Origin of the sequence: Flavobacterium sp. PL02 (assembly GCF_035013205.1) — a bacterium.
Lineage (GTDB): Bacteria > Bacteroidota > Bacteroidia > Flavobacteriales > Flavobacteriaceae > Flavobacterium.
On record NZ_JAYGJP010000004.1, the window covers coordinates 16308 to 42057 of the forward strand.

At 31.7% G+C, this 25750-nt stretch carries 28 protein-coding genes; 16 read left to right on the forward strand and 12 right to left on the reverse strand.

Translation table 11 applies throughout. The features are described 5' to 3' along the window. Window position 1: 1 nt before the first annotated feature. Together SHI72_RS13570 and SHI72_RS13575 are read right to left on the reverse strand one after the other, a co-directional pair. Window positions 2–853, reverse strand: coding sequence for a hypothetical protein (locus SHI72_RS13570; RefSeq protein ID WP_323490273.1), 852 nt, complete (start codon window positions 851–853; stop codon window positions 2–4). 80 nt (window positions 854–933) lie between these two features. Continuing rightward, window positions 934–1272: a hypothetical protein gene (locus SHI72_RS13575; protein ID WP_052250190.1), complete on the reverse strand. Its 339-nt coding sequence runs from the start codon at window positions 1270–1272 to the stop codon at window positions 934–936. 482 nt (window positions 1273–1754) lie between these two features. Between SHI72_RS13575 and SHI72_RS13580 the strand changes: the two genes are divergently transcribed. The 5 genes from SHI72_RS13580 to SHI72_RS13600 all read left to right on the forward strand — a co-directional run bounded on the left by SHI72_RS13580 (window position 1755) and on the right by SHI72_RS13600 (window position 8656). Further along, window positions 1755–2138: a hypothetical protein gene (locus SHI72_RS13580; protein ID WP_039114434.1), complete on the forward strand. Its 384-nt coding sequence runs from the start codon at window positions 1755–1757 to the stop codon at window positions 2136–2138. A gap of 176 nt (window positions 2139–2314) precedes the next feature. Beyond that, window positions 2315–3397 (forward strand): efflux RND transporter periplasmic adaptor subunit, encoded by a 1083-nt coding sequence (locus tag SHI72_RS13585; RefSeq protein WP_039114432.1) that lies wholly within the window; start codon window positions 2315–2317, stop codon window positions 3395–3397. Window positions 3398–3518: 121 nt separating this feature from the next. Then, window positions 3519–6686, forward strand: a complete 3168-nt coding sequence (locus tag SHI72_RS13590; protein WP_039120341.1) for an efflux RND transporter permease subunit — start codon at window positions 3519–3521, stop codon at window positions 6684–6686. Next, window positions 6679–8112: a TolC family protein gene (locus tag SHI72_RS13595; RefSeq protein ID WP_323490274.1), complete on the forward strand. Its 1434-nt coding sequence runs from the start codon at window positions 6679–6681 to the stop codon at window positions 8110–8112. Before SHI72_RS13590 ends, SHI72_RS13595 begins: the two co-directional genes overlap by 8 nt. Window positions 8113–8389: 277 nt before the next feature. Continuing rightward, a complete protein-coding gene (locus tag SHI72_RS13600; RefSeq protein ID WP_323490275.1) occupies window positions 8390–8656 on the forward strand; it encodes a hypothetical protein in 267 nt (88 codons plus the stop codon). Window positions 8657–8967: 311 nt separating this feature from the next. On the opposite strand, the gene SHI72_RS13605 is transcribed toward SHI72_RS13600, so the two are convergent. After that, the gene (locus SHI72_RS13605; protein ID WP_323490276.1) at window positions 8968–9717 is read right to left on the reverse strand and encodes a DeoR/GlpR family DNA-binding transcription regulator; all 750 of its coding nucleotides are present in this window, start codon (window positions 9715–9717) and stop codon (window positions 8968–8970) included. Window positions 9718–9801: 84 nt separating this feature from the next. On the opposite strand from SHI72_RS13605, the gene SHI72_RS13610 reads away from it, so the two are divergent. Then, window positions 9802–10335: a 5' nucleotidase, NT5C type gene (locus SHI72_RS13610; protein WP_039120344.1), complete on the forward strand. Its 534-nt coding sequence runs from the start codon at window positions 9802–9804 to the stop codon at window positions 10333–10335. An 83-nt stretch (window positions 10336–10418) separates the two neighbouring features. Here the strand turns inward: SHI72_RS13610 and SHI72_RS13615 are convergent, their stop codons facing one another. Beyond that, entirely contained in the window at window positions 10419–11015 is a 597-nt protein-coding gene (locus SHI72_RS13615) for a methyltransferase domain-containing protein (protein ID WP_039114423.1), read from the reverse strand. After that, complete coding sequence (locus tag SHI72_RS13620; protein WP_039120345.1) at window positions 11012–11383, reverse strand: glycine cleavage system protein H; 372 nt, start codon at window positions 11381–11383, stop codon at window positions 11012–11014. Before SHI72_RS13620 ends, SHI72_RS13615 begins: the two co-directional genes overlap by 4 nt. Before the next feature lie 177 nt (window positions 11384–11560). Here SHI72_RS13620 and SHI72_RS13625 point away from each other — a divergent pair, with 177 nt between their 5' ends. From SHI72_RS13625 to SHI72_RS13645, 5 genes are all read left to right on the forward strand, one after another. Next, complete coding sequence (locus tag SHI72_RS13625) at window positions 11561–12244, forward strand: Crp/Fnr family transcriptional regulator (RefSeq protein WP_323490277.1); 684 nt, start codon at window positions 11561–11563, stop codon at window positions 12242–12244. 252 nt (window positions 12245–12496) lie between these two features. Beyond that, window positions 12497–13369 carry a helix-turn-helix transcriptional regulator gene (locus tag SHI72_RS13630; protein ID WP_323490278.1) on the forward strand — a complete coding sequence of 291 codons (873 nt, stop codon included), beginning with the start codon at window positions 12497–12499 and terminating at the stop codon, window positions 13367–13369. Window positions 13370–13557: 188 nt separating this feature from the next. Beyond that, window positions 13558–13974 carry a cupin domain-containing protein gene (locus SHI72_RS13635; RefSeq protein ID WP_323490279.1) on the forward strand — a complete coding sequence of 139 codons (417 nt, stop codon included), beginning with the start codon at window positions 13558–13560 and terminating at the stop codon, window positions 13972–13974. 189 nt (window positions 13975–14163) lie between these two features. Next, complete coding sequence (locus SHI72_RS13640) at window positions 14164–14568, forward strand: cupin domain-containing protein (RefSeq protein ID WP_039118517.1); 405 nt, start codon at window positions 14164–14166, stop codon at window positions 14566–14568. A 74-nt stretch (window positions 14569–14642) separates the two neighbouring features. After that, entirely contained in the window at window positions 14643–15698 is a 1056-nt protein-coding gene (locus SHI72_RS13645; RefSeq protein ID WP_323490280.1) for an NAD(P)-dependent alcohol dehydrogenase, read from the forward strand. A 64-nt stretch (window positions 15699–15762) separates the two neighbouring features. Here the strand turns inward: SHI72_RS13645 and SHI72_RS13650 are convergent, their stop codons facing one another. The 3 genes from SHI72_RS13650 to SHI72_RS13660 all read right to left on the reverse strand — a co-directional run bounded on the left by SHI72_RS13650 (window position 15763) and on the right by SHI72_RS13660 (window position 18103). Next, window positions 15763–16650 carry an S-adenosyl-l-methionine hydroxide adenosyltransferase family protein gene (locus SHI72_RS13650; RefSeq protein WP_323490281.1) on the reverse strand — a complete coding sequence of 296 codons (888 nt, stop codon included), beginning with the start codon at window positions 16648–16650 and terminating at the stop codon, window positions 15763–15765. Between the two features lie 250 nt (window positions 16651–16900). Continuing rightward, window positions 16901–17110 (reverse strand): hypothetical protein, encoded by a 210-nt coding sequence (locus SHI72_RS13655; RefSeq protein WP_039118520.1) that lies wholly within the window; start codon window positions 17108–17110, stop codon window positions 16901–16903. 12 nt (window positions 17111–17122) lie between these two features. Further along, on the reverse strand, window positions 17123–18103 hold the full coding sequence (locus SHI72_RS13660) for a hypothetical protein (protein ID WP_323490282.1): 981 nt from the start codon (window positions 18101–18103) through the stop codon (window positions 17123–17125). Between the two features lie 184 nt (window positions 18104–18287). Between SHI72_RS13660 and SHI72_RS13665 the strand changes: the two genes are divergently transcribed. The 3 genes from SHI72_RS13665 (at window position 18288) to SHI72_RS13675 (ending at window position 20773) form a co-directional block, all read left to right on the forward strand. Beyond that, the gene (locus SHI72_RS13665) at window positions 18288–19283 is read left to right on the forward strand and encodes a histidine kinase (protein ID WP_323490283.1); all 996 of its coding nucleotides are present in this window, start codon (window positions 18288–18290) and stop codon (window positions 19281–19283) included. Next, complete coding sequence (locus tag SHI72_RS13670) at window positions 19256–19963, forward strand: response regulator transcription factor (protein ID WP_323490284.1); 708 nt, start codon at window positions 19256–19258, stop codon at window positions 19961–19963. The genes SHI72_RS13665 and SHI72_RS13670 overlap by 28 nt, the downstream gene beginning before the upstream one ends. Window positions 19964–20350: 387 nt before the next feature. Further along, a complete protein-coding gene (locus tag SHI72_RS13675; RefSeq protein ID WP_086894467.1) occupies window positions 20351–20773 on the forward strand; it encodes an MgtC/SapB family protein in 423 nt (140 codons plus the stop codon). A 239-nt stretch (window positions 20774–21012) separates the two neighbouring features. On the opposite strand, the gene SHI72_RS13680 is transcribed toward SHI72_RS13675, so the two are convergent. The 4 genes from SHI72_RS13680 to SHI72_RS13695 form a co-directional block, all read right to left on the reverse strand. Further along, a complete protein-coding gene (locus SHI72_RS13680; protein WP_323490285.1) occupies window positions 21013–21408 on the reverse strand; it encodes a hypothetical protein in 396 nt (131 codons plus the stop codon). A 326-nt stretch (window positions 21409–21734) separates the two neighbouring features. Continuing rightward, window positions 21735–22223, reverse strand: coding sequence for a hypothetical protein (locus tag SHI72_RS13685; RefSeq protein ID WP_323490286.1), 489 nt, complete (start codon window positions 22221–22223; stop codon window positions 21735–21737). A 136-nt stretch (window positions 22224–22359) separates the two neighbouring features. Then, window positions 22360–22728 carry a hypothetical protein gene (locus SHI72_RS13690; RefSeq protein WP_323490287.1) on the reverse strand — a complete coding sequence of 123 codons (369 nt, stop codon included), beginning with the start codon at window positions 22726–22728 and terminating at the stop codon, window positions 22360–22362. Window positions 22729–22947: 219 nt separating this feature from the next. Beyond that, window positions 22948–23493 carry a DUF4494 domain-containing protein gene (locus tag SHI72_RS13695; RefSeq protein WP_039118561.1) on the reverse strand — a complete coding sequence of 182 codons (546 nt, stop codon included), beginning with the start codon at window positions 23491–23493 and terminating at the stop codon, window positions 22948–22950. Between the two features lie 618 nt (window positions 23494–24111). On the opposite strand from SHI72_RS13695, the gene SHI72_RS13700 reads away from it, so the two are divergent. Together SHI72_RS13700 and SHI72_RS13705 are read left to right on the forward strand one after the other, a co-directional pair. Then, window positions 24112–24747 carry a hypothetical protein gene (locus SHI72_RS13700; RefSeq protein WP_323490288.1) on the forward strand — a complete coding sequence of 212 codons (636 nt, stop codon included), beginning with the start codon at window positions 24112–24114 and terminating at the stop codon, window positions 24745–24747. A gap of 319 nt (window positions 24748–25066) precedes the next feature. After that, window positions 25067–25519 carry a hypothetical protein gene (locus SHI72_RS13705; RefSeq protein ID WP_323490289.1) on the forward strand — a complete coding sequence of 151 codons (453 nt, stop codon included), beginning with the start codon at window positions 25067–25069 and terminating at the stop codon, window positions 25517–25519. Window positions 25520–25750 lie beyond the last annotated feature (231 nt).

A 25750-nucleotide genomic window follows, 5' to 3' on the forward strand; every position in this document is an offset into this window, starting at 1 on the left:
ATTAAAATTCAATCTCAAAGAAGAGACTGCTTGAGGTATTTTCGGGAGTAAATTCTTCTCCTTTTAATACATCGCCAGAAGCATTTAAGAGTTGAAGGTTAATTTTCCAATAACCAGTCATAGTCAGGGAAAGATTTCCGTTATAAAATCCTTGCGCTATCGATTGTGTTAAATCGGTATTGTTTGGAGAACTATGATTGCCCATACTTGGCATTCTTGGGTCAATTTTTACTTTAAAATTATCAACCGCAGAAAACGTCATCATGTCTTGCATTTTATATAGCCCTACCGTCATATTATTCAATCCAATTTTTGGGCTTTTAGGAGCAATGTAAGCCAAAATATATCTTACACCATCAGTTCCTGTAAAAGAGTTTACAGTACGTTTCTCAGATGCAAATACACTTATAGGTGCTGTTACAGTATAATCTACAGCATTAATAGTATAGTTAATTTTTAATTCCCAAAAATCCTTGTCATTTTGAGCCATCTGAAAAACAATAGTACCATCGTATAACGTTTGTTTACCAGAAACCTTTTCGATTAGAGACTTAGGACAAGAATGTTGCATGGTTGCCATATTCATTATTGGCATCCAATTTAAGGAAGCGTTGGTAATGTATGTATTGGTGTTTTTATCTTTTATTCTTAATGAAATCTGGTTGTAACCTTGGGTTAATTTTCCAGTTTCAGAATAAAGTTCGATGATATGATTATCATTAGATAATTCTTGAATTTTTGTAAGTCCTGATATTTCATCAATAGGGTTTTCGGGTGTAGAATCACTATCAGAGGAACAAGAAAAAAGAGTAACTGCAACAAAAAGAATAGATAAATATTTAAAATTTTTCATAAGTATTAAATTTAAAAATGGATAATAAGCAGCTTGTCGGTTTGTATTACCGATAAGACAATTAATAAAAATTCCGAAAATTAATACTGAAGAGTAGGTGGATGAAATATTAAATCAATATTGAAATGAGAATATAGATTTATAGGCAAAATATCATTCTTCAAAATGGATTTGAAAATGAGTTTAAAATTAAATGAGTTGATTTTTTCCAGGAATAACAGATCTAATCCAGTAGGAAAGCTCTTTTTCTCTGATGAAGATGAAGAATCATCTTCGGTTGCTTTTCCTAATTCCTTTTTTAAATGACATTTCCCTTTACAATCTAATTCTGGTTGATTTTTGTTTTCGCAAAGTTCAGTCGCTATATAATCATAATTAATAATGTAATCTAAGACAGGAAAGACAGGTCTTAAAATCATAGTTATTAAAAATATATAAGCAAGGGTTTTCATTTAATTATAGAAAACACAAAGTTATGGCCTGACTTTTTTGCAAAATATGATTCTTGTCATATTAAGCAAAATAGACACGAAGAATATTTAATTTCTACTTTTAAAAATAAAGCCGAAGTAAGTATAAAATAATAGCGCTAAGTCAGTTACATCTGCATAAAAGAATAAAATAAGACTCTGTATTCTAGGTTTAATTTTATTGTATCGTCCTAAAATAGCTATACACAAAAAAGATCTTTTTTTAAGTTACCAGAAATAATGTAGCATTTAATGGGATAAAATATTTCTAAAAAAACATCATTAATGTTACTATTTTAAGAAATTAATACAAGATTTGAGTTATTTAACTATTTGATAACTAATAGAAAACGTTTTCGTTGGCTTTTACTTGTTAAAGCCTAGTGAAAATTCTTTTTTTGTTTCAATACTTTGTTTACTTTTGACCCCAAATGAAAAAAATCGTTGTGATATTTGTGTATTTAAGTTTGCTTCTGCTAGGCGGAGGTCAATATCTTAATGCCGGTACACATCAAAATTCTTCTTCTCATAGTTTAGAGAAAAAACACCGAGTAAAATTTACTAATCAGGATTCAGGCAGTTCTTTAATTGAAGATGCCGACTTAGATATCGACGAGGAACACCTTGGAGGAGATATCAAAGATGGAATTTCTGATAAACTTTTTACAGGAAATTATAGCTTATTAGATAATTGGTATTTGACACTCTCTTGTCAATCTATTTTAGACCATCATCAAAATAGTTTTAAAATCTTCACGCCATTTTGTGGCCAATCCAATCCTATTTATATTACTCAACGAGTATTAAGAATCTGATAAACAAGATACATCGGTTACCTAAAGTGTGATTATGATGCATATCTTGTTGTTGTATATTTAGTACTTCTTCTTGTATGACTGTTCGTGCATAACTATGGCTACTGATGTCTTTTTAACATCCAAAGGAATCATTGCATTCCAAGCATTCAATCGCTTAATTTCCATTTTATACCATGAAGAGAATTATCTTGTTCACAGGCTTAATAGCCCTTGTGTGCCTAACTAGTTGTACAACTAAAAAAGAAGAAAAAGAAGAAGCTGAAAAATTTACAGTAACAAACCCTGTAAAAATAGACACTTCGTTTACTAAAGAGTATGTTTCGCAGATTAAATCTGTACGTAACATCGAACTCCGCGCCCAGGAAAAAGGGTTTTTACAAAATATTTATGTTGATGAAGGACAGTTTGTAAAGGCTGGACAATTGTTATTTAAAATTCAGCCAAAAATGTATGAAGCTGAGTTACTTAAAGCTCAGGCTGAACAAAAAGCTGCTGAAATCGAATTGCAGAATACTAAAATGTTGGCAGACAAAAATATCGTTTCTAAAAACGAACAAGCGGTAGCATTATCAAAACTTCAGGCTGCAAAAGCAGAGGTTGCATTGGCAAAACTACATTTATCATTTACTGAAATCAGAGCTCCGTTTGACGGAACAATTGATCGTATTCCGTTAAAACTGGGAAGTCTTATTGATGAAGGTGAATTATTGACAAGTCTTTCAGACAACAGTCAGATGTTTGCTTATTTCAATGTTTCTGAGCCAGAATATCTTCAATATCAAACGGATGTAAAAGATCGTGCAGAAACTAAAGTGAATTTGGTTTTAGCAAATGGTCAACTTTTTAAAGATAAAGGAAACGTAGAAGTTATCGAAAGTGAATTTAATAATGAAACAGGAAATATCGCCTTTAGAGCAAGATTCCCTAATTCGGCTAAATTACTTAGAAACGGAGAAACAGGACAAGTACAAATGCTTGTACCGCTTAAAAACGCGATTGTGATTCCACAAAAAGCGACTTACGAAATTCAGGATAAAAAATATGTTTTTATTGTAGATAAAAACAATAAAGTGAGTTCTAGAGAAATCAGTATTACTGGCGAAATCCCAGATCTGTATGTAATAAGCAGCGGACTTACTGAAAATGATAAAATTTTACTAGAAGGAGTTCAGAAAGTAAAAGATAATGATAAGATTAAATTTAGCTATATCGCTCCTCAAAAAGTGATTAATAATTTACGATTAAAAGCGGAGTAGGGGGAAGTGTTCAGTGTTCAGTAACAGTTTACGGTGACAGTGTTCAGTTTACATTTCACAACTCACATTTCACAAGCCTACATTTCATAATGTGGTTTAATCATTAAAAAAATACAAATAAATGTTTAATAAATTTATACAAAGACCTGTACTGTCGATAGTAATATCGCTAATAATTGTCTTTTTAGGGATATTGTCGGTGATGAATTTACCTATTACTCAATTCCCTTCCATCTCTCCACCGATGGTAAATGTTACAGCAGATTATCCTGGATCTAATGGAGAATTGATGATTAAATCGGTTGTTATTCCTTTAGAAAGAGCTTTAAACGGAGTTCCAGGAATGAAATACATGACTTCTGATGCAGGAAATGACGGTGAAGCAAGTATTCAAGTGGTTTTTAATTTAGGAACAGATCCTAATCAGGCAGCCATTAATGTTCAAAACAGAGTAGCTTCGGTTACCAATAAATTACCTCCATTGGTAGTTCGTGAAGGAGTAAAGATCACGCGTGAAGTTCCTAGTATGTTGATGTATGTGAACCTTTATAGTACGGATAAAAATACCGACATGAAGTTCTTGTACAATTACGCAGATATCAATGTACTATCAGAATTAAAAAGGGTAAATGGAGTAGGATCAGGAGATATCTTAGGTACTCGTGAATATGCAATGCGTATTTGGCTAAAACCCGATCGTATGTTGGCTTACAAAATTTCTGCCGATGAAGTAATGGAGGCATTATCAAGTCAGAGTTTAGAAGCTTCGCCAGGTAAAACAGGAGAAAGTTCTGGTAAACGTTCTCAGGCATTTGAGTATGTATTAAAATATTCTGGTCGTTTTACAACAAAAGAGCAATATGAGAATATAGTAGTTAGATCTAATAGTAACGGAGAGCTTTTGCGTTTAAAAGATATTGCCAAAGTTGAATTTGGTAGTTCGATGTATGATATTTATTCTAATTTAAATGGAAAGCCATCTGCAGCGATTGTATTAAAACAATCATTTGGAAGTAATGCAAATCAGGTTATTGAAGATGTAAAAGCTAAACTTGAAAAAATTAAGCAAAAGTTTCCAAAAGGAATGAATTATGAAATCTCTTATGACGTTTCTAAATTCTTAGATGCTTCTATCGAAAAAGTAATTCATACTTTAATCGAAGCCTTTATTCTGGTAGGACTTGTTGTATTTCTTTTCTTGGGCGATTGGCGTTCTACGGTTATTCCTGCGATTGCAGTACCAGTTTCCTTAATTGGGACTTTTATTTTTATGACATTCTTTGATATTTCATTGAACTTAATCACATTATTTGCGTTGGTTCTGGCGATTGGAGTCGTCGTCGATGATGCGATTGTGGTAATCGAAGCCGTCCATGCCAAGATGGAAGAAGAACATCTCTCAGCCTTTAAAGCAACTAAAAAAGCAATGCATGAGATTGCGGGTGCTATTGTTGCAATTACTTTCCTGATGGCTGCGGTATTTATTCCTGTAGCATTTATGTCTGGCCCAGTAGGAGTTTTTTACAGACAATTCTCGATCACGATGGCTACAGCAATTATACTTTCGGGTATTGTTGCCTTGACTTTAACTCCTGCACTTTGTGCAATGATGTTAAAAAATAATCATGGTAAACCTAAAAAGAAAACACCTGTAAACAGATTTATAGATGGTTTTAATAACAAGTTTAATCTTGCTCAAGGCAAATATCAAAATGTATTAGCCAAAATTGTAAATAGAAGAGCTGTTACTATTATCGCACTTCTAGGATTTTGTGCAGGAACATGGCTTATTAGTAGCACAGTTCCTTCTGGATTTATACCAAATGAGGATCAGGGTATGTTTTATGCTATTATACAAACACCTCCGGGTTCATCATTAGAAAGAACAAATGATATTGCATTAAAACTGCAAAAAATATCTGAAGATGTAGAGGGTGTAAAATCAGTATCTGCCCTTGCAGGTTATGAAATCCTGACGGAAGGTACAGGATCTAATGCGGGAACTTGTTTGATTAACTTAGAAGATTGGAACGATCGTAAACAATCTGTAGTGGAGATTATGGCAGAACTGGAAGAAAAATCGAAAGATATTCCAGGTGCCAATATCGAATTTTTCCAACCACCAGCAGTACCAGGATATGGAGCTGCAGGAGGATTTGAACTTCGTTTGCTAGATAAAACAGGTTCGGGAGATTTCAAAAAAATGGAAGCTGTTAATAAAGAGTTTGTAGAAGAATTAAACAAACAACCTGAGTTATCTAACGTGTTTAGTTTCTTTAGTGCGAGTTTTCCTCAGTACATGATGAAGGTAGACAATGATTTGGCACAACAAAAAGGAGTTTCTATCGAAAATGCGATGAATACGTTATCTACTCTTGTGGGAAGTAACTATGAAATTAGTTTCATTAAATACGGAATTAACTATAAGGTAATTGTTCAGGCTGCTCCAGAATATCGTGCACAACCTGATGATATCTTAAAGCTTTATGTGAAAAACAACCATGATGAAATGGTGCCATTTTCGGCATTTATGAAATTAGAAAAAGTATACGGTCTTTCAGAAATTACAAGACATAATATGTACAATTCTACAGAAATTAGTGGTGGTGCAGCTCCGGGATACAGTTCTGGTACAGCTATTAAAGTAATTCAGGATGTTGCTGCCAAAAAGTTACCTAGAGGATATGATATTGATTGGGCAGGTATTTCTGCCGATGAAGTTGCACAGGGTAATCAGGCAATTTGGGTATTCCTGATTTGTTTAGGATTTGTGTACTTGGTTTTAGCTGCCCAATATGAGAGTTTTATTTTGCCATTATCTGTAATTCTTTCATTGCCGGCAGGTATTTTTGGAGCTTTCCTTCTGTTAAAAATAACAGGATTAGAAAACAACATTTATGCTCAGGTTGCCATGGTAATGCTTATTGGTTTATTGGGTAAAAATGCCGTATTGATTGTAGAGTTTGCCATACAAAGGCATGCCGCTGGTAAATCTGTACTTGAAGCCGCAATGGAGGGAGCGAAAGCGAGGTTCCGTCCTATCTTGATGACTTCATTTGCTTTTATCGCCGGACTATTGCCACTTGCTTTTGCTACGGGACCAGGTAAAATTGGTAACAGAACCATTGGTACTGCCGCTGCCGGAGGTATGCTTATAGGTACAATTTGTGGTGTATTTGTTATTCCGGGATTGTATTACATATTTGGTAGAATTGCCGAAAAACACAAGCTGGTAAAACATGAAGAAGAAAACCCATTAACAGAAGAAATTGATAACAATCATGTATAAATTCAAATTACATCAATATGCTATTGCTTTAGGGCTTTGTCTTGCTGTAGTAAGTTGCAAGACTCCAGAAACAGTAGCAGAAACTCCAAAGACTCCGGTTCCTGAGTCTTTTGGAGACAAGAAAGACACGACAAATATGTCGGCTATTAAGTGGAATAATTACTTTAAAGATCAGAACCTTGTAGATTTAATAGATGTTGCTCTAAAAAACAATCAGGAGCTAAATATCACTTTGCAAGAAATAGAAATTGCCAAAAATGATATTCGTGTTAAAAAAGGATTATTGTTGCCAACTGTTGGCGTACGTGCTGGTGCTGGTGTAGAGAAAGTAGGAAGATATACAAGCCAGGGTGCTGGTGATGCTTCTACTGAAATAACTCCTGGTAGAGAAACGCCAGATCCTCTAGGTGATTTTACTATTTCGGCTTATGCAAATTGGGAAGTAGATATCTGGAAAAAATTGCGCAATTCTAAAAAAGCAGCAGTAAGCAGATATTTAGCGACTGTAGAAGGGAAAAACTTTGTAATTACAAATCTTATTGCAGAAGTTGCAGATTCTTATTATGAATTATTAGCTCTTGATAGCCAACTAGAAATCGTAAAGCAGACGATAAAATTGCAAACGGATGCTTTGGAAATTGTAAAAGTTCAGAAGCAAGCTGCGAGAGCAACAGAATTGGGTGTTCAGAAATTTCAGGCTGAAGTTTTAACTTCAAAAAGTATGGAGTTTGAGATTCTTCAGAAGATAAAAGAAGCAGAGAATAAAATCAACTTTTTGTTAGCACGTTATCCTCAAGAGATTAAAAGAGATAATAGTAACTTTTTGGCTTTGTTGCCTTCATCTGTTAGTTCTGGGATTCCGTCGCAGTTGTTAGCGAATCGTCCAGATGTTAAACAAGCAGAATTAGAGTTAGTGGCTGCAAAACTGGATGTAAAAGTAGCTCGTGCCGAATTTTATCCGTCACTAGATATTTCGGCTGCAATAGGTGTACAGGCATTTAAACCATCGTATTTGTTTACTATGCCAGAGTCATTGCTTTATTCTTTAGCAGGAGATTTAGCTGCGCCATTAATTAATCGTAATGCGATTAAAGCGGAGTTTGCAAGTGCAAATGCAAGACAACTTCAGGCTTTGTATAATTATGACCGTACGGTTCTGAATGCTTATTTAGAAGTTTCTAATCAGCTTTCTAAAATTGATAACCTTCAAAAAGGATATGATTTAAAATCGCAACAAGTAGATGCGTTAAACAAATCGATTGATATTTCTAATGATTTATTTAAATCTGCCAGAATTGATTATTTTGAAGTTTTAATGACGCAACGTGATGCTCTGGAAGCTAAACTGGAATTAGTAGATACTAAAAAAGAACAACTTAATGCTGCAGTCTATATTTATAAAGACTTAGGTGGTGGTTGGAAATAGAAAACCATTTTTGTTTTAGATTACAAAACCTCTTGAAAGTAAAATTTCAAGAGGTTTTTTTGTGTATTTAATGGAAATGAAGTTTTTTAAAATGAAAGTTGTTGTTGAGTAAATTAGTACTTTTATAAGGTTAAATTTATTTTTAAAAACTTCTAAAAATTAATCAATAATGCGAAAGTTTACAATAGTAATTATAATGATGTTTTTTTTGATAAGTTGTACTAATAAAGAGTTTATAATCTCGATTGAATAGCCAAAAAATAGCCAGCTCGATGACTTGAAAGTTGAAATAAATTTAGACAGGAAGAAAGTTAAGGAAATATATTTAAAATCTACCAATGTTGTTCCTACACATGAAACGATTAAAGTTTTTATAAATGAAGAAGGAATACATCACTTAGAAATAAAATTAATAGACACCACATTTAGTTATAGTATAATTTTTCCCGGAGAGAAATATATTATTCTAAGTCCATATTTAAAAAAAAATGGAAAAATTAGTATTGGAATTTTAAAGCAACAAGAGAAGTTTACTTTTCATTAAACGATATTTTAGGTTGAGTTCTGGGAGACTTTATTTTGTATGTTATGTTGTATTTTGAAACTGATTCTGCAATTTGATTCACTATTAAATTCTCCATTACAACCTTAGTCAAAGTTTTAAACTTTTACAAGGGTAAAATCCTTTCAGAATCTTGATTTTTGAAAGGATTTTTAGGTAGTAAAGATTTGCCTAAACTTATATTTATTATGAAAACGGGAGTCCTAGCCCAGACAGTAACGGCATCCTTTGTTTGCCTTCTTTAGGCAAGCAAAGATATAGTGTATGGCTGGATTAGCTCCTTATAAATAGTATTAGACTATTGTTATGCCTGCGTCTTTATAAGGTTTTAATAGTTCATCTTCGGGATCATTATTTGTTACTAGAACATTAATGTCTTTGATTGGGCAAACAAAATAAGCTTCGGCTGTTCCTACTTTTTCGATAGAACTTAATGCGATAACAAAGTTTGAGTTTTGTATCATGTTCTTTTTAATTTGCGAATCATCGTACATAATACCTGTAATTCCGCGTTCGTGATGTATGCTGCAAACTCCCAAGATGCAGACATCGGCTCTAAAGTTTCTGAAGAAATCTATTGTTTCGATACTGGAGGTTGCAAATGATGTTTTGCACATTTTTCCGCCTGCAAAAATTAGTTCGATATTAGGCAAATCTTCTACTAATGCCGCAACTGGAAAGCTATTTGTAATGATTGTTATTTTTAAATCGTAAGGGAAACTAGCCACTAATGCCACTGAAGTTGTTCCGCCATCGATAAATACTACTTGTCCATCTTTTAGGAATGATATTGCTTTTTCGGCAATAATTTTTTTGTTTTCGAGGTCATGTTTTTCTCTATTTCTGTAATGTAACGGTATTGGCGATGGGGCTACAGCACCGCCTCGTACTGCTTTGAGTAATCCCTGATCAGAAAGTTCTTTTACATCGCGTCTTACGGTGTCTTCGGATACGTTTAAGTATTCGCTAAGTTCTATTAACGTTACTCTGTGCTCTTTTGAGAGGTATTCTAAAATTACGTTCTGACGTTCTTCCTTTTTCATGTGTTGCGGATTTATATTGCAAAAATAAGTTAAAATTGCAATATGTTGCAATTTTTGCATAAATTTGTTGCAAAATAATTTATCATGAATAAGAAAACAATTGCTATCGATATGGATGGCGTACTTGCGGATATTGAGGCGCATTTAATCACGTATTATAATAATGAATTTGGAACTGCGATTACAAAAGATAGTATTCAGGGGCTAACCGAAGAAGAAGCTTTTAAGGAGAGAGCTATTTTGCGTAGGATTTTAAATTCGGAGAATTTTTTTAGAACATTGCCTGTAATGCCTAATGCTGTGGAGAGTTTACTTGAATTACAAGAAAATTATGAGCTTTTTATAGTTTCTGCAGCTATGGAGTTTCCGATGTCTCTTTCTGAAAAAGTATTCTGGCTTGAGGAGCATTTTCCTTTTATAAAATGGGAAAATATTATTTTATGCGGAAGCAAAAGAATTATCAATACAGATTATATGATTGATGATCATGCTAAGAATCTGGATTATTGTATGGGAAAACCTATTATGTTTACGGCGTTTCATAATGTAAACCAAACCCATCATTTAAGGGTTAACAATTGGAAAGAAGTTGTTGCAGTTTTAAATAAAGCAGTATAGTTATTGCTTTTATTATTAAAGCAGAAAACCTGCCCGGAAAATTATTTACGGGCAGGTTTTTTGATATAAATTGCAATATAGAATCAGGATTTTTTCTTCCAGAAGTTCAATATTCCATCACAAGCAGATTCTTCGAGGTCAAAACTTTCTGGAATTTCTTCCCAAGTACTCCAATAGGTTACGAGCCTTGTGCCTTTGGGAGTTTTGCCGAGTTGTTCTCTCACATAATTAGAATAGGTGTGAAACAATTCTTTTTCTGGAAGTATGATTTTATCTATCGGACAGGTAATATCTATATTCTCGTAAAAGGAGTTATAGAAATAAAATGCATCGTAATCTGAAAATGAGATTTGATCGATATTTGAATGAATAAATTCTACATTTTTTATATCGTGTTTTTCGGCTATTTTCTTAGATACTTTTATGAGTGATTCTCTTTGTTCTACTCCATAAAAAAAGCCTCTTGTAGATGCAGCTCCCACTAAGCAAAATTTTCCTGCTCCGGCACCAATGTCTAATACCTTTTTATAAGGTTTGTCGACTAGGTAATCGGCTGCAACTTTGGCTATTTCTACAGGTGTCCAATGTCGTTCAGAAAGTCTTTGAATACGAGTTGGGTACAATTGATTAAATGTACTGTCTTCGATATCAATATTTTGTCTTAGGTTTTTAAAAATCATTTTGTTAGCTGTATGTACTCTTCATTGGTCAAAAAAGTACTGTTATCTATTGTGATAACTACTCTTAAGAGCCAATTATAATAAGAATCGGTATTAATATGTGATGCATTTTTTTCTAAGATACAATTAGTTACTGTGATTTCACAATCTAAAGGGGAGATAAGGGTAAAAGTTTTATTTGTACCATAAATAGTTCCCCATGTTTCGTCTTTTTTAATAGTATTGCTTTCTAGTTTTAGTTCAACTGAATCAATTTTTCCAATTTCTTTTTGAGCATAATCTGTAATACCAATATAGAAATCGCATGATCCAATTTTTCGTAACCACAAATGGTCTTTAGTGTAATAAAGACTTCTAGGAATAAACATAATTTTTGTTTTTATATTATATCATTTTATTATAAAATGTATAATGTGACTTAATTTTTGAATAAAACAAAGGTAAGTAGCTTTAAAATAGATTATAACGACTAAAATGATGCTTAAATTTGATTTAAATCAATATTTACAAAGCAGGAAGGAAAATAGCTTAACTTTGAGTTTATTATGATATCAAAATTTATTTTTAATAACCAATATCTTTTAAATGAGCTTCCTGAAGATGATAAGGATATGCTCGAAGAGGTTATGCATAATAAAAAATATCGCAAACATGAAGCTATATTTACTGAAGGAACTTTGCCTACAGGTATTTTTTATGTTAAGGTTGGTAAAATAAAGAAATACAAAGTTGATAACGATGGCAGGGAACAGATAATTTACATCTACAATCCTGGAGAATTTTTTGGCTATTCGGCTATTTTAAGTGAGGAATCGTATGGAGATACCACTGTTGCTATAGAAAATGCCATCATTTCATTTATCTCTAAAGATGATTTTATTCATATTCTCAACACTTCGGTAGTTTTTTCCAGATTATTATTAAAAAGTTTAAGTCATGAATTTAGTGTTATGGCAAACCTAATGGCTGTATTATCTCAACGAACTGTAAGGGAAAGAGTCGCTCTTAGTTTACTAATATTACATGATAAGTATAAAATAAGTGATATCGAAAAAAAGGTTTTTATAATGCTTTCCAGAGCCGATTTGGCAAACATGGCAGGTACTGCAAATGAAACACTGGCAAGAGTACTTCATGAATTTAAAGAAGATAATCTTATCTGGATGGAAGGTCGGAAAATACAATTACTAGATCTTAAACAACTTACACAAATAGCTAATTTTTATTAGGTTGCGTTACGTTGTGTGGGATTAACCGCAAAGGGCGCTAAGTTTTACGCAAGGTTCGCAAGATTTTATTTCTATTTAACTGTTTGCGAAAGGGACGCGGATTAAACAGATTCGCTAAAGCGAAAACACGGATTAAACACGGATTTTTTAGCAACATTCTAGAATCATTTTAATCCTTTAAATCTGTGGCATAAAAAAAATGATAACAATAATTTCAGATTAAGTTATATTTGATTTTCTTAACTTTGCTGCATGGATAATCAAATTGTTACTCAGGCTTCGGATTTTACTACTAATGACTTAAAGTTAAAAGGCTTTAAAGTGTATGAAGTAAATAGTGGTGTTAATGCAGTTCCTACTTATAATCGTAGAGATTTTTATAAGATATGCATTAATACTAGCAAAAGTTTTATTCATTATGCCGACAGAGGTATTGAGACTGATGGTACTATATTATTTTTTGGTAATCCTCATATTCCTTATTCTTGGGAAATTATATCGCCATCTTATAATGGATATGCCTGCGTTTTTACAGAAGATTTTATAAAGAAACAAGATCGTTCTCAGAGCCTTAACGAGTCCCCATTATTTAAAATAGGAGGAACGCCTATTTTTTCTTTAACTGCTGAACAGGAGAGTTTTATTGCTACTATGTTTAAGAAAATGCTCTCGGAACAAAATACTGACTATATATTTAAAGATGATTTAATTCGTAATTATATCAACCTTATTATACATGAGGCGCTTAAGATGCAACCTTCGGAAAATTTCTTTAAGCATAAAAATGCATCTTCGAGAATAACAACTCTTTTTCTTGAACTTTTAGAAAGACAATTCCCAATAGAAACCAAGAACCAACCGCTTAAGTTAAAAACACCACAGGATTATGCTCAAAATCTTGCTGTGCATGTAAACCACCTGAATCGCTCGGTGAGAGAAATTACAGGAAAATCGACCACAGCACATATTACCGAAAGAATAATTAGCGAAGCAAAAGCACTTTTGCAACATACGGATTGGAGTATTGCTGATATCGGATATTCGTTAGGATTTGAGTATCCTAGCTACTTTAATAATTACTTTAAAAGACTTACAGGAACAATACCTAAAACTTTAAGAGTGTAGATTGTTTGAAATTCTTAATTTTTTGTTTGATAATCGTTATATCTGTATGTCTTTGCCAAAGTAAATTTGCACTGAAATAATTAGTATTAACCAATATTAGATTGTTTAGCTAAATAATATGGTCGAAGTTATTATTGACCACTACTTCAAGATTTAGTTTCTATCTGATGTATAAAACCAGAAAAATTATGAAAAATCAAGCAGATCAAATCGATACTACAATTTTCCCCAAAGGAGATCCTGCACCAGCAGATTATTTTACTGGTAATGCTTGGATAAAAACTCTTGTTCCTGATAATCGCGCACTAAATGTTGTTATGGGAAATGTAGTTTTTGAACCTGGTGCAAGAAACAATTGGCATACTCATCCCGGAGGTCAAGTCCTTATAGTTACTCATGGAGTAGGGTACTATCAGGAAGAAGGAAAAGCAATTCAGTTACTTAATGTAGGTGATGTTGTTTCTATTTTACCAGATATTAAACATTGGCATGGCGCATCTCCAGAGAGTGAATTTACTCATATAGCAATAAGTACTAATACTCAAAATGGTATTGTAGATTGGCTGGAAAGAGTAACTGACGAACAATACAATAGCTTTAAATAATTTTAAGGTATAGGTGTGTTGTTTCATCCAATATTAATTTAAAAACAAGCTTAAAAAAAGTAATTCTTAAATTTTTGTTCTCTACATTATTATAAGAGAATATTTTTGTAATTTACTGTTTTTAAATTGGTTGCGTTTTTATTGGGTTAGCATTAAATAATAAATTAAACTACAACAAATAACTAATTTATGTCAACACATTATACAACAGTTATCGAAGAAGGAATAGTTCCTAATAAATATACTACAGGCGCAGTTTCTTATAAAAAACGTACTAGTGATATTCAGCCACGTAATACTACTATAAAAGAAGTTGCTTTTGAGGCAGGTTCTAGAAATAATTGGCATACAAACTCGGCTTTGCAATTGCTTGTTGCGACTGAAGGTGTTGGATATTTTCAGGAAAGAGGTACACCAATACGATTGGTTCATAAAGGAGAAGTTCTTACCATTTTGCCAGGGGTAGAACATTGGTATGGCGCAACACCAAATAGTCGATTCTCGCATATAGCAATTATTACCGAGATTGATAAAGGCATCGGAACTTGGATGGAACAAGTTACTGATGAAGAATACAACAGTTTTTCTAAATAATTTTAGCAATGAATCTATTTAAAAACTGAGTTTAAATTTGTTTGTAAACAAGAATTAAATATAACTATAAAACTATGGAAACAAAAAACATAAAAGCATTTGGTACTGAAGCTGCTGAAGCACCATTAAAAACATTAGACATTAAACGTAGAGCGGTAACGGCTCATGATGTAGAAATTGATATTTTGTATTGCGGAATTTGTCATTCAGACCTTCACTCGGCTAGAAACGAGTGGCACGGTACGACATACCCAATAGTTCCGGGACATGAAATTGTAGGTAGAGTAACCAAAGTAGGAGATCATGTAAAAAACTTTAAAGTAGGAGATTTAGCTGGAGTAGGATGCATGGTTGATTCTTGTAGAGAGTGTGAACATTGCAAAGAAGATTTAGAGCAGTTTTGCGATTCAGGAAGTACACTTACATTTGATTCTCCGGATAAACATTTAGGTGGACAAACGTTTGGTGGATACTCTGAGAGTGTTGTTGTAGATGAAAATTTTGTTCTTCATATATCTGATAAATTAGATCTTGCCGGTGTTGCACCTTTACTTTGTGCTGGTATTACAACTTACTCTCCTTTAAAACACTGGAAAGTGGGGCCTGGACAAAAAGTAGGTATTGTAGGTATTGGTGGTTTAGGACACATGGGTATTAAAATTGCAAAAGCAATGGGCGCTCATGTTGTAGTTTTTACTACTTCATTATCTAAAACGGAAGATGCTAAACGTTTGGGAGCAGACGAAGTAGTATTATCTAGCGATGCCGAACAAATGGCTAAACATGCTAAAAGCCTTCATTTTATTTTAGATTGTGTATCGGCTCAACATGATATCGATGCGTATTTAAACTTACTTAGAGTAGATGGAACGCTTACATTAGTAGGTGCACCGATGGATCCACTTCCTGTAACATCATTTAGTCTTATATTAGGCAGAAGAAGTTTCTCTGGTTCTCTTATTGGTGGAATTGCCGAAACTCAGGAAATGCTTGATTTTTGCGCGAAACATAACATCACCGCAGATATAGAAATTATTGGTGTAAATGGTGTTAACGATGCTTACGAAAGATTATTAAAAGGTGATATAAAATACCGTTTTGTAATAGACATGGCTTCTCTTAAAAATTAGAGAATTCTAAAAACTAAAAAAGGTATTCATTGTAATGATGAACACCTTTTTTTATTTAATAAAGCTATTTGCTGATTACTATATTCCAATTTGCTCCGCTATAAACTTTATATTTTTCGGAGAAACTACCTTGGTTTACCGCCAATGAAAAGTTTAAAAGACTATTAAAGTAGCAAACATCGGTTCCGATTTTTACCTCTCCAAAAGTATGCACTAGTTTTAGTTTGCCGTCATATACTTTTTTAGTTCCATCGAAGATTTGAATTTTTACCAAATCTCCCGCTTTCAAATCTAAATTAGCAAAAGTTTTCTTGTCGATATTCGTCCAGACATTTCCATATTGAATATCCAAAATCGGAATTCCTCCTTTGATAATTCCTTTCTCGAAAACAGGTTTTTGGTATTCTATTTTTACTACTTCATTAGGTAATTTTGGTCCGACTTGGTCAAAAGTAATTGTTTTGGATGCCAAACGCGCGCCTGTATATGCATATACATCACGACCATGAAAAGTATATGATTCATTTGAATCCTGACGACGATTTTTGACTTCGTCAATCTCGCGAATTTCCTGAATTCCTAATTGTTCCGCTATCAGAGTTAAAGTTCCGTTATCTGGAGTTACAAAATAATGTCCTGATTTAGTAAGCAATACAACCGAATGTCTTGCTGTTCCTACTCCGGGATCACAAACAGAAACAAATACTGTTCCTGTGGGATAATATTGAGCAGTTTGCGATAGGCGATAAGCTGCTTCCCATATATTATATGCTGGAATTTCGTGCGTTAAATCGAATACTTTTAAATCGGTAGAAACGCCCATTGCGACTCCTTTCATAGCTGATACCGCACCGTCTTTTAATCCAAAATCAGATTGAAAAACCAATACGTTATTCTGAGAAAAGCTATTAAAAGTAACAGCACACAAAAAAAGTAATAATCGTAACTTCATTTTTTATCGTATTTAGAAGATGTTTTACCGTAAAGTTCTATGTGTGTTTAACCGCAAAGAACGCAATCCCGAAGCGTCGGGATACGCAAAGTTCGCAAAGTTTTATATGTTTTAACCGCAGAGAACGTTAAGATTTAGGCAAAGGTTGCAAAGCTTTGGGATAGAATCCTTTTAATCTTTTTAATCTGTGGCAAAAAATATCTAGTCTCAGTGACTTAGAACCTTAGCATCTCAGAACCTTAAAAAAAAATCAATCTAATTTAACACAATCAAAGCTAAGGATATTAAGTAGTTCTATAATTTTATTTGATTCTATTTCATTGGCTTCAATTCGTAGTATTTTATCGCAATCTTCTAAATCAAAATTAATTTTATGGTCCTGAAAATAGTCTTGAATGCTTTTTATAATTACAGTTGTTTCAGTTTCGTTTTGAACGTTTGTTTTAAAAATTTCAATCATGATTTCTCTTTTTTAAAATGGATTGTAAGATATACCAAATCTAAAATAGCCTTGAGGATCTTGTTTGTTGTCATAAATATATTTGTTGGTTCGTTCGCCTCTTTCGGTAACACGAGTACTTAAAACATTGTTTATTCCGGCTTTAAATGTGCCTATAATTTTTCGGTCTATATGATATTCGTAGGTTACGCCAGATTTTAATTCGAGAGAGTTTACTTCGTAGATTCCGTTTAACTGCGGTGTTTTTAGATTCAGATAGAAATTTTCCGAATCAAACTCTGTCCCAAACGAAATACGTCCGTTTTCTAGCAAACTTCTTCTGAAAAGAATACTCTTAGGCAGGATTACATTAATCTCCCATTTAGAATCTAAGAAGTGGTGATTATACGTAAATAAAGGAGCAACAGGAACTATAGATGATGGATCTGCAATTGCTAAAAGCCCAATCGTAATAGTTGTATTTGGTGTTTTCTTGATGACTAAACTTGCAGTAACAAACCCTTTAATTCGTTGTACGTTTTCTTGATTTCCATCGACAATTACGGTTGTGTTGTAAATGATGGGTTTCTTAAAAAGAGACGAAACATAGGTAGCGCTTAATGCCCCAGCGAGATAGTGAAAATCTTGTGTAGGTCGAGTATGGGTTATATTAGAGTCAAAATTATAAACATCACCAAATCCGTAAGATTCATACTTATAGTTAAATGTACTTGTTACAATAAATCGTTGTGTTTGCGATTTATATAAGGGCAAGTTTACAGCTAGTTTTAATCTATTATGGCTGTCAAATCTTCCTTTTTCCAGGTCTTGCCCAAAGAGTTTAGCATCATAGTTCGTAGGTCCGAATTGGTCATATTGCAAATCGAAAGTTCTTGTAATAGGAAAATTTTCCTTTACGGCTCTAACAAAGCCTTTCATTGTTTTATTATCTTCCTGACCTATAACATGTAAAGAAGTTAAAGCTAGTAGAATAAAATAAATAATTGTTTTCATGAGTTTGGTATAAAAAACGTAAATGCCTTGATGTAGCTAGTAAAAATCGGAAGCAAATGTAGTTTGTAGCTTCTTATTATAATAGAACAATTATACTAATGGCGTATGATTTATACCAATGGCGTTTGTATAATTTTAGCATTATAAAAGGTTATAAATTAAATATTAAGCTAATTTTGCACACATGAAATTTTTTAAAATTTATCAAAACTTTTTTCTACGAAACAGCATAATAAATATCCTTGTTGTAGGGATTATTTTGGCTTGTGTATATGATGAATTTAGTATTGAAGTAGACTGGTTTTACCTTTTTAAGAAAATATGTTTAGGCTATTTGCCAATGTATTTTGGGGTATTAATCAGTAATATTTTTTTAATTAAAATGTTGTTTTTCGAAAAGAAGTATAAAACCTTTACTGTTCTTTTTATTATCTATTGGATTTGTTTTTACTTCCTGATGTCGTGGTATTTTTTATATGTTGATTTAGGAAGACTTAAAACATTATCTGTATTTTCATTAGTTTGTAATGGTACAGGAATTTATTTTCTGCATTTATGGATTGTTGATAAAATCTCGCAAACGAGTAAGGATATTATTAATTATGAATCGGAACTTTCCTTTCTTAAACAGCAATTAAATCCTCATTTTCTGCTTAACGCAATGAATAATCTTTATGGAGAAGCATTGGTTGCCCCAGAAAGACTTCCAGATAGAATTTTGAATCTGTCAGATATGCTTCGGTATCAGATAGAAGCAACCAAGAAAGATTTTGTATTGCTTGTAGAAGAAGTAGAGTTTATTAAAAAATATGTAGAGTATTATACTTTTAGGAATGAACGCCTTTCGATTTCTCAAAATTATGAAGGCCATTTTGAAGGAATAGAAATATCGCCATTGTTCTTTTTGCCATTGGTAGAAAATGCAGTCAAATTTTCGGGAGAAACGGCAGCGCCTTACATTATTCTGGATGTAATTGTAAAGGGACGAAACTTATCCTTTTCGATAAAGAATAATTTTTTGGTAGATGGCTCCAGACTTTTAAGTACCGGAATAGGGATTGAAAACCTTAAAAGACGGCTTGAAGTTTATGGATTAAAACACGAGCTTAAATGCAATAAAGAGGATGATTTATTCAGTATAAAATTAAATATATGGGATTTACCTACCGCTGCCTTATAATAGATGATGAGACTCCTGCTCACAAAGCGCTAGCTTCGCATATTGCAAAATATGAGGATTTAGAGCATTCTGGTAGTGCATTTAGTGGTATGGAAGCTCTAAAAATGCTCAACGAAAATACGTACGATATTATTTTTCTGGATATTAATATGCCAGTTATATCAGGAGTAGAGTTAATGGAACTTCAGCCCAATCGTCCGCTTACAATTGTAACTACAGCTTATTCTGATTTTGCCCTTTCGGCTTATGAAAATGATGCTATAGATTATTTACTCAAGCCTATCTCTATAGAAAAATTTGCAAAAGCAATTACCAAAGCAAAAGCGTATTTTTTGGGTAAAAAAAATAAGAATGATACTAGTGTTAAGGATGTACTTTCTTATCGTGTAAACGGTCAGATGACAGATATTTTATTAAAAGATATCATTTACATTGAAAGTTTAGGTAACTATATGAAACTATTTAGTAACAAGTTAGATATACCTATTATAATATATGGTTCACTTTCTAGTATTGCTACAGATATTGATAACGTAAATTTTATACAAATTCATAGGTCATTTATTGTAAATACAAAAGCTATACAAGCACTAACTTCCAGAACTTTAACTATGAGTAATAGTGAGGTTTTACCTATTGGAAGAAAATATCAAATCTTGGTTGATAATTTAAATTTATAGTTTGGTTGTATTTGCATTACCATTTACACCATCTTAACATAGATGTTCTTTATATTATTTCTACAGAAATTGTTAAGTATAAGTTTTACAATGTCATGATAAAAAAGTATTGGAAGTATCGTTTGTTTTAATATTTTGGTTTCAAATTATAAAATAGAACATAGAATAGTTTTTGAAATGATACCTATTAAGTCTTGGTTTTCAGTAGAATAATTGTTCTGGCTTATTGCAAGTATTTCTTCGGATGTTGTCGAAAGTTGAAAAAATCAAGTTTTGATTCAATTGGTGTTCTTATACTTCGAATAATATTAATTGCTTAACTCTTATATTTTTAAAAAATTAAATATCTTTATATAAAGTGATTTTTAATCATAAAAAGTAATTATTTTGACTACAACAGAATTTTTAACCCGATTAGTGATAGCCCTTTTTGCAGGGTTAATTATAGGTTTTGAGAGACAATGGCATCATAAAGAAACTGGCTTAAAAACCAATATGCTGGTCGCAACAGGAGCTGCAGCTTTTGTATTATTGTCTATAAAAGTTGCAGCAAGTGCACCAAATATTGATGTAACTCGTATTACTGCCCAAGTCGTTATGGGAGTTGGTTTTCTGGGAGCAGGAGTAATCTTTAGAGAAGGACCAAATGTACATGGATTAAATTCGGCAGCTACAATATGGTGTAGTGCAGCTATTGGCTGTATTGCGGCTTCAGGTTATTTTGCCGAAGCATTAATTTGTACATTCTTAGTTACTATCGTGAACACGGTTCTTGAACCTGTAGATAAATGGTTAAGAAATAGGAAGTAAGGAGTATTATAAAGCAAGAAAGTAAGAAGCAATTTGTACAGTTAGATTTCTTTAAAACATATATAATAGAATTGATAGATTGTTTATGGAATGAGGATGTAGATTTAATTGGTATTAAAAAAGCAACTTGATTATGAGTTGCTTTAATTTTAATTTTATTTACGGGTAAGGAAATCGGGTTATCGTTGTGCATATCCTAGCCTAGTAGCAGGGTACCTTTGAAGTTTGACTTTTTCAGCTTATTTGTCTAATACTTTATTAAGGGTTATTTTGCATTTTCTGTTTTTTTCTTTATAATGATAATATGATAGTATTATTTGTTTGGGATTACATTTTTCTATTTTGTAATCTTCATTATCCCAAATGAATGTGGAATCATTTTTTATACTCCAAGATCTTGGACCACTTATTAAATCGCCATCGTTATTGAATAAATCAAAACCACCGTTAATGAACCTATTATATTTATCATAATCACCTTTTTTATTGAATTTAAAATAAACTCCATAACTTTGACAATCATCTTTATATTGCCAATATTCATTTTCTTTGGCTATAAAAATAGTTTCGAGTTCATTTTGTTTGGTACAAGAAAATTGAATAGATAAACATATTAAAATTACTATTTTCTTCATTGATTTTTTTATAATTTATTGGATAATTATTTTCTTGATATTGAAGTTCTAAACTAATTTCCCTTTTGAAAAATTGCCAAAATTATCTTCTTGTCGTCTTAATTGTAATCCACCTGCTCTCCAAAGTGTTCTAACGAGCGCAGTGTGAACGTCTCCGACTTCCCACTCATAATCAAACGAAATATATAAAGCCTCGTCAAAATATTCGCGAAGTCATTTTTATTTATTTAAACAATTCAAATTTCTTCATACATACTTTAAACTTGTACTTGCTTTTTTGAAGTGGGCATCGAGGGAAAGAAAACTTCAGGAATAATATTCTAAAATTATATTCCTTGAATTACTTTAAAATTATCAATCTCAATTTTATTAGATTCAGGGTCAAACATTTTAACTTTTATATTACGATTTTTTAAAATTAAATAACTTTCAAATTCATTTACAAATTTATGATCATTATTTTTTTTATGGTATTTGATTAAAATCAATGCTAATCCATAGCCCTCATCGTCCCATTTAATATTCTTAGTTGTTATTAGACTTTGCCATAATATAGATTTATTTGTCTGTCGTAAAACAAGTCCGTTTTTAATATTAAATTTGCTTATATCTTTGAAGTCAATTTTATCATCTTTTTCAATTAATAAAGGATAAAACTCTAAATATCTTATAGAGCCTGTTGAACTGGACGTAAATCGAATAACGCCATAACCATCATAGTTTTCTGCTAAATTTATAGCATTATCCTTAGACTTCTTTTTGTCATTACATGCCACTATCATTAAACTAATTGCTAAAAAGTATAGTAATCTCATAACCCGGTCTTCAAAGAATTCTAATGAATAAATAAATTAGTAGTGTGTGCTGTACGAAAGCCCCCTGACTTCGTACCCACAATCTAAATCCGTAAACAAAGTAGAAACAAGTAGGAACTCAAAAAGACCTCAGTTCCTACTTGTTTCGTTTATATAAAAACCATTTAAAGAACAACAAAATGGTGGCATAAATTAGAGTTATGGCTTGTAGTATAGTGAAGATAGCATTTATGGGATGAGTAGTTAATTCTTCTTTTATAAGAGACGGGAGACTATTAAAACCAATGAGAATTAAAGCTAATAAAAGATATTTAATCCATGATATTTGAAACCGTACAAGCAATCCTGCTATAAAGAGTAAGGAAAGAGTAATTATACTTACAATCATTGCCGATTTTGAAGAAAGTATATGTGGTGAAAGTAAAAAATTAATAAGCCCAAGACCTACAGAGATAAAAATAAAATTTGATGATTTAATGTAATTTGGGTTTAAAGATAATTTCATTGTAAATTTTATCAGGGTATAAGAATATATTAATAAATTAAGTTAGAAATAAAGATAATAAAAAAAGTGAGATTCAAAATAATTACTGATAATCGTTTTAAAATTATATAGGTATTATAGCATTTATCTAATTGAAATTGGGCTGGCTTTTTTATTTTTTAATAAACAAAAAAGAGGACTAAAAAAGCCCTCCTTATATACTATAAATGCTAAAACGAATTATTCACTTTCAGCTCCTACAAAGTCATCACCAGTTTCACCAGCGGCTACTAATTCAGGTTTTGAAGCTTTTAGCGCATTAAATCTTTCTAATTGTTCCATTTCTCCTTCTTCACCACTAAAATACGGGAAAACATCCATAATAGGCGATTCTGCAATAGCAGGAATACTGTAATCTCCCATGGTGTTTTTCATTATCCCGATTGTATTATCATAGGCTTCTTTTACATCATTTGCTTGTACCAAAATATACATATTTGATCTTCGCTCTTTTCCGCTTTCCTCATCATACGCCATCAATGATACTTTTGATTTAAACCAACGATCTGCATTTTCGAAAGGGTGAATTTCGGCATAATTAGCCATTTTTATATTTGTGATTTTAAATTCTTCACTAATATAGGCTGACATTTCTTCATTAATTCTGGTTTCTGCTTCCGTATAAGATAACGCATCTACCAAGTAAGGTTCTGTTGTAACCTTTTGTGTTCCAGTATCATCTGTTTTTCTATATTTTACCTTGCATTCATACCAAATTGTGCTCATTTCTTTTTTTTTAAGGGTGTCAAAGATAGATTTTAAAGAAAAAGAAATCGACAATTCGTAAAATAGATATTCACAATTTAAATCAAATAATAACATTCGGTTTCTTGTGTTTTTTACTCTATTGTTACAGAGTATATTAGATAATAAAGAGATTTTAAACGATGATTGTATTTTATAAAAAAATATATTTAGATTAATCCTATTATTTTTTTGGTACAAAATAAATACTAGTAAATCTATTACCTATAAAGTCGAAAATTTTAAATTAATTAACGATATTGCTTATGAATTAAGTCACAATAAGAAACATCTTATTTTATAAGTGTATTGTAATCTCACGAAGATTTATTTTAATATAACAGTTATGGTCACGTTACTTTAATTCAATTATTCTTTTTGTATGTTGTGTGAATTGTGATATTATAAGTAATTTTTAATATCATTAAAAAATTAGTTGCTATTTGTTCAAATTGTGGCTTTTTTTGATGTTTTTTTGATTTAAAAGGAGTTATATTTAAATGTACTTATATTAATTTTATCCCAATAATTTATCCAGATATGTTCAAACTATTTATTTCCATTTTGAAATATTCAGGAATATTTCTTAAAATATAAAATATGAAAAATACCACACATTTTTACTCATTAAAACCGCAATGGCAACGGTCGTTTGCTGATGGAATTAATGCTGAACTTATTGATGATAAAATCATTGTTATTCCAGAAGCAATTGGAACCGGACATACTTATTTTATAGAAGTAGCGCCAGGTATTTCGGTACTTTTTAGCGATTATACGTTAACTAGCCCTATAAGGATGAGTAAACTGACATCAGAGGAAGAGTTTTATATATTCGATTATAATCTAACTGAATTTGGCGATTTAGATGATGAAATAAACGATGCAATAAATTTAGATTTGACCATTTTAAATAATCAAGTCGAAAATGCTTATGAACCTGCAGTAAATCAAAAGACATTTGGTTTTAGTTTATTTATCGATACCGTTATGATGCAGAAATTTATTAACGAAATGCCTCATGCAGAATTCCTTAATAATAAACTTAATAATAGTAATAAACCCCATAAGGATTATATAGATAGCAATAGTTTAATATTGATTTTCTCTTTAAAAGAAAAATCAATATTTGATGTTTCATTCGAGGAATACTTAAAAGGAATCTCTTTTAAACTATTAGCAAATTTTTTAAATCGTAATGCCGATTTAGTCCCTGCAAAAGAATATATGTTATAATGATTGGTGGTAATCATTATTAATGTTTTTATTTGGTTGTTTTTTGATTTAAAGTTTACCCGATTACAAAATGTAGTTGGGTTCTTTATTTAGAAAAGGTTTAGGATCTGCAAAGATTTTTACTTCATATCATTCTGAATCTTTTTTGACTTTGATATAGTCTTTACTCTCAAAAAAAAATCCCTTGATTCAAGTTTAAAAAAGCTTTGCGTTTGGTATAGATTCATGATTTTCAGAATGTTTATAACTTTAAAAATAAATAACTGAACTAATTAACTATTTCTTATTTTTGAGGGAACGAAATAATCAAAATATGTATTTGAAAAAGATAAAAAGGTATGTAGTAGCCCAATCAATTGCTTTATTTGGGATAGTTTTATTGTTAATTGGTTGTAACCAAAAAGAAAAGAAAGTTATAGAAAAGCAAGTTGTTTATCAGGCAATAAGTACAAATAAAGATACTGCAGTTTTATCAATTGTGATAAATAAAGATCGATTTTATGGTCAATACGAAATAAAGTACGGAGAAACAACGAAAGATTCTGGAAGTATAAAAGGTAACATCAAAAAGGATGTATATCTTGGGGAATTTTATTGTAGAACTTATGGAGGTGACCTAAAAAGAGTTCCGATTTCGTTATTAAAAAAAGACAATAAATTAATTTTAGGAAAAGGTGTCATAACCACATATCTTGGTCTGCCTTGTTTTGCTCCAGACATTCCTATAAGTTATGCCGATGCTGAATTTATATTTCAAGAGATAAAAAAATAAGTTTTTTTTAAGGCACAGAGGTTCAGAGATTCAAAGGTTCAAAGGGCTGTATTGGTGTTTAAGATGTATATATTGAGTTTTCATTTTCAATAAATATATTTTAAAATCTGTGTTAGATAATTAACCGCAAAGTTCGCAAAGGATTAAGCAATCCCGAAGCGTCGGGAGCAAAGTCTTGAATCTATTTAATCCTTTTAATCTGTGGCAAAAATTTGACCGCAAAATTTTTCC

Excerpts from the sequence above, each read along its gene's own strand:
- SHI72_RS13570 (WP_323490273.1), bottom strand. The coding sequence starts at position 853 with ATGAAAAATTTTAAATATTTATCTATTCTTTTTGTTGCAGTTACTCTT.
- SHI72_RS13575 (WP_052250190.1), bottom strand. The coding sequence starts at position 1,272 with ATGATTTTAAGACCTGTCTTTCCTGTCTTAGATTACATTATTAATTAT.
- SHI72_RS13580 (WP_039114434.1), top strand. The coding sequence starts at position 1,755 with ATGAAAAAAATCGTTGTGATATTTGTGTATTTAAGTTTGCTTCTGCTA.
- SHI72_RS13585 (WP_039114432.1), top strand. The coding sequence starts at position 2,315 with ATGAAGAGAATTATCTTGTTCACAGGCTTAATAGCCCTTGTGTGCCTA.
- SHI72_RS13590 (WP_039120341.1), top strand. The coding sequence starts at position 3,519 with ATGTTTAATAAATTTATACAAAGACCTGTACTGTCGATAGTAATATCG.
- SHI72_RS13595 (WP_323490274.1), top strand. The coding sequence starts at position 6,679 with ATGTATAAATTCAAATTACATCAATATGCTATTGCTTTAGGGCTTTGT.
- SHI72_RS13605 (WP_323490276.1), bottom strand. The coding sequence starts at position 9,717 with ATGAAAAAGGAAGAACGTCAGAACGTAATTTTAGAATACCTCTCAAAA.
- SHI72_RS13610 (WP_039120344.1), top strand. The coding sequence starts at position 9,802 with ATGAATAAGAAAACAATTGCTATCGATATGGATGGCGTACTTGCGGAT.
- SHI72_RS13615 (WP_039114423.1), bottom strand. The coding sequence starts at position 11,015 with ATGATTTTTAAAAACCTAAGACAAAATATTGATATCGAAGACAGTACA.
- SHI72_RS13620 (WP_039120345.1), bottom strand. The coding sequence starts at position 11,383 with ATGTTTATTCCTAGAAGTCTTTATTACACTAAAGACCATTTGTGGTTA.
- SHI72_RS13625 (WP_323490277.1), top strand. The coding sequence starts at position 11,561 with ATGATATCAAAATTTATTTTTAATAACCAATATCTTTTAAATGAGCTT.
- SHI72_RS13630 (WP_323490278.1), top strand. The coding sequence starts at position 12,497 with ATGGATAATCAAATTGTTACTCAGGCTTCGGATTTTACTACTAATGAC.
- SHI72_RS13635 (WP_323490279.1), top strand. The coding sequence starts at position 13,558 with ATGAAAAATCAAGCAGATCAAATCGATACTACAATTTTCCCCAAAGGA.
- SHI72_RS13640 (WP_039118517.1), top strand. The coding sequence starts at position 14,164 with ATGTCAACACATTATACAACAGTTATCGAAGAAGGAATAGTTCCTAAT.
- SHI72_RS13645 (WP_323490280.1), top strand. The coding sequence starts at position 14,643 with ATGGAAACAAAAAACATAAAAGCATTTGGTACTGAAGCTGCTGAAGCA.
- SHI72_RS13650 (WP_323490281.1), bottom strand. The coding sequence starts at position 16,650 with ATGAAGTTACGATTATTACTTTTTTTGTGTGCTGTTACTTTTAATAGC.
- SHI72_RS13655 (WP_039118520.1), bottom strand. The coding sequence starts at position 17,110 with ATGATTGAAATTTTTAAAACAAACGTTCAAAACGAAACTGAAACAACT.
- SHI72_RS13660 (WP_323490282.1), bottom strand. The coding sequence starts at position 18,103 with ATGAAAACAATTATTTATTTTATTCTACTAGCTTTAACTTCTTTACAT.
- SHI72_RS13665 (WP_323490283.1), top strand. The coding sequence starts at position 18,288 with ATGAAATTTTTTAAAATTTATCAAAACTTTTTTCTACGAAACAGCATA.
- SHI72_RS13670 (WP_323490284.1), top strand. The coding sequence starts at position 19,256 with ATGGGATTTACCTACCGCTGCCTTATAATAGATGATGAGACTCCTGCT.
- SHI72_RS13680 (WP_323490285.1), bottom strand. The coding sequence starts at position 21,408 with ATGAAGAAAATAGTAATTTTAATATGTTTATCTATTCAATTTTCTTGT.
- SHI72_RS13685 (WP_323490286.1), bottom strand. The coding sequence starts at position 22,223 with ATGAGATTACTATACTTTTTAGCAATTAGTTTAATGATAGTGGCATGT.
- SHI72_RS13690 (WP_323490287.1), bottom strand. The coding sequence starts at position 22,728 with ATGAAATTATCTTTAAACCCAAATTACATTAAATCATCAAATTTTATT.
- SHI72_RS13695 (WP_039118561.1), bottom strand. The coding sequence starts at position 23,493 with ATGAGCACAATTTGGTATGAATGCAAGGTAAAATATAGAAAAACAGAT.
- SHI72_RS13700 (WP_323490288.1), top strand. The coding sequence starts at position 24,112 with ATGAAAAATACCACACATTTTTACTCATTAAAACCGCAATGGCAACGG.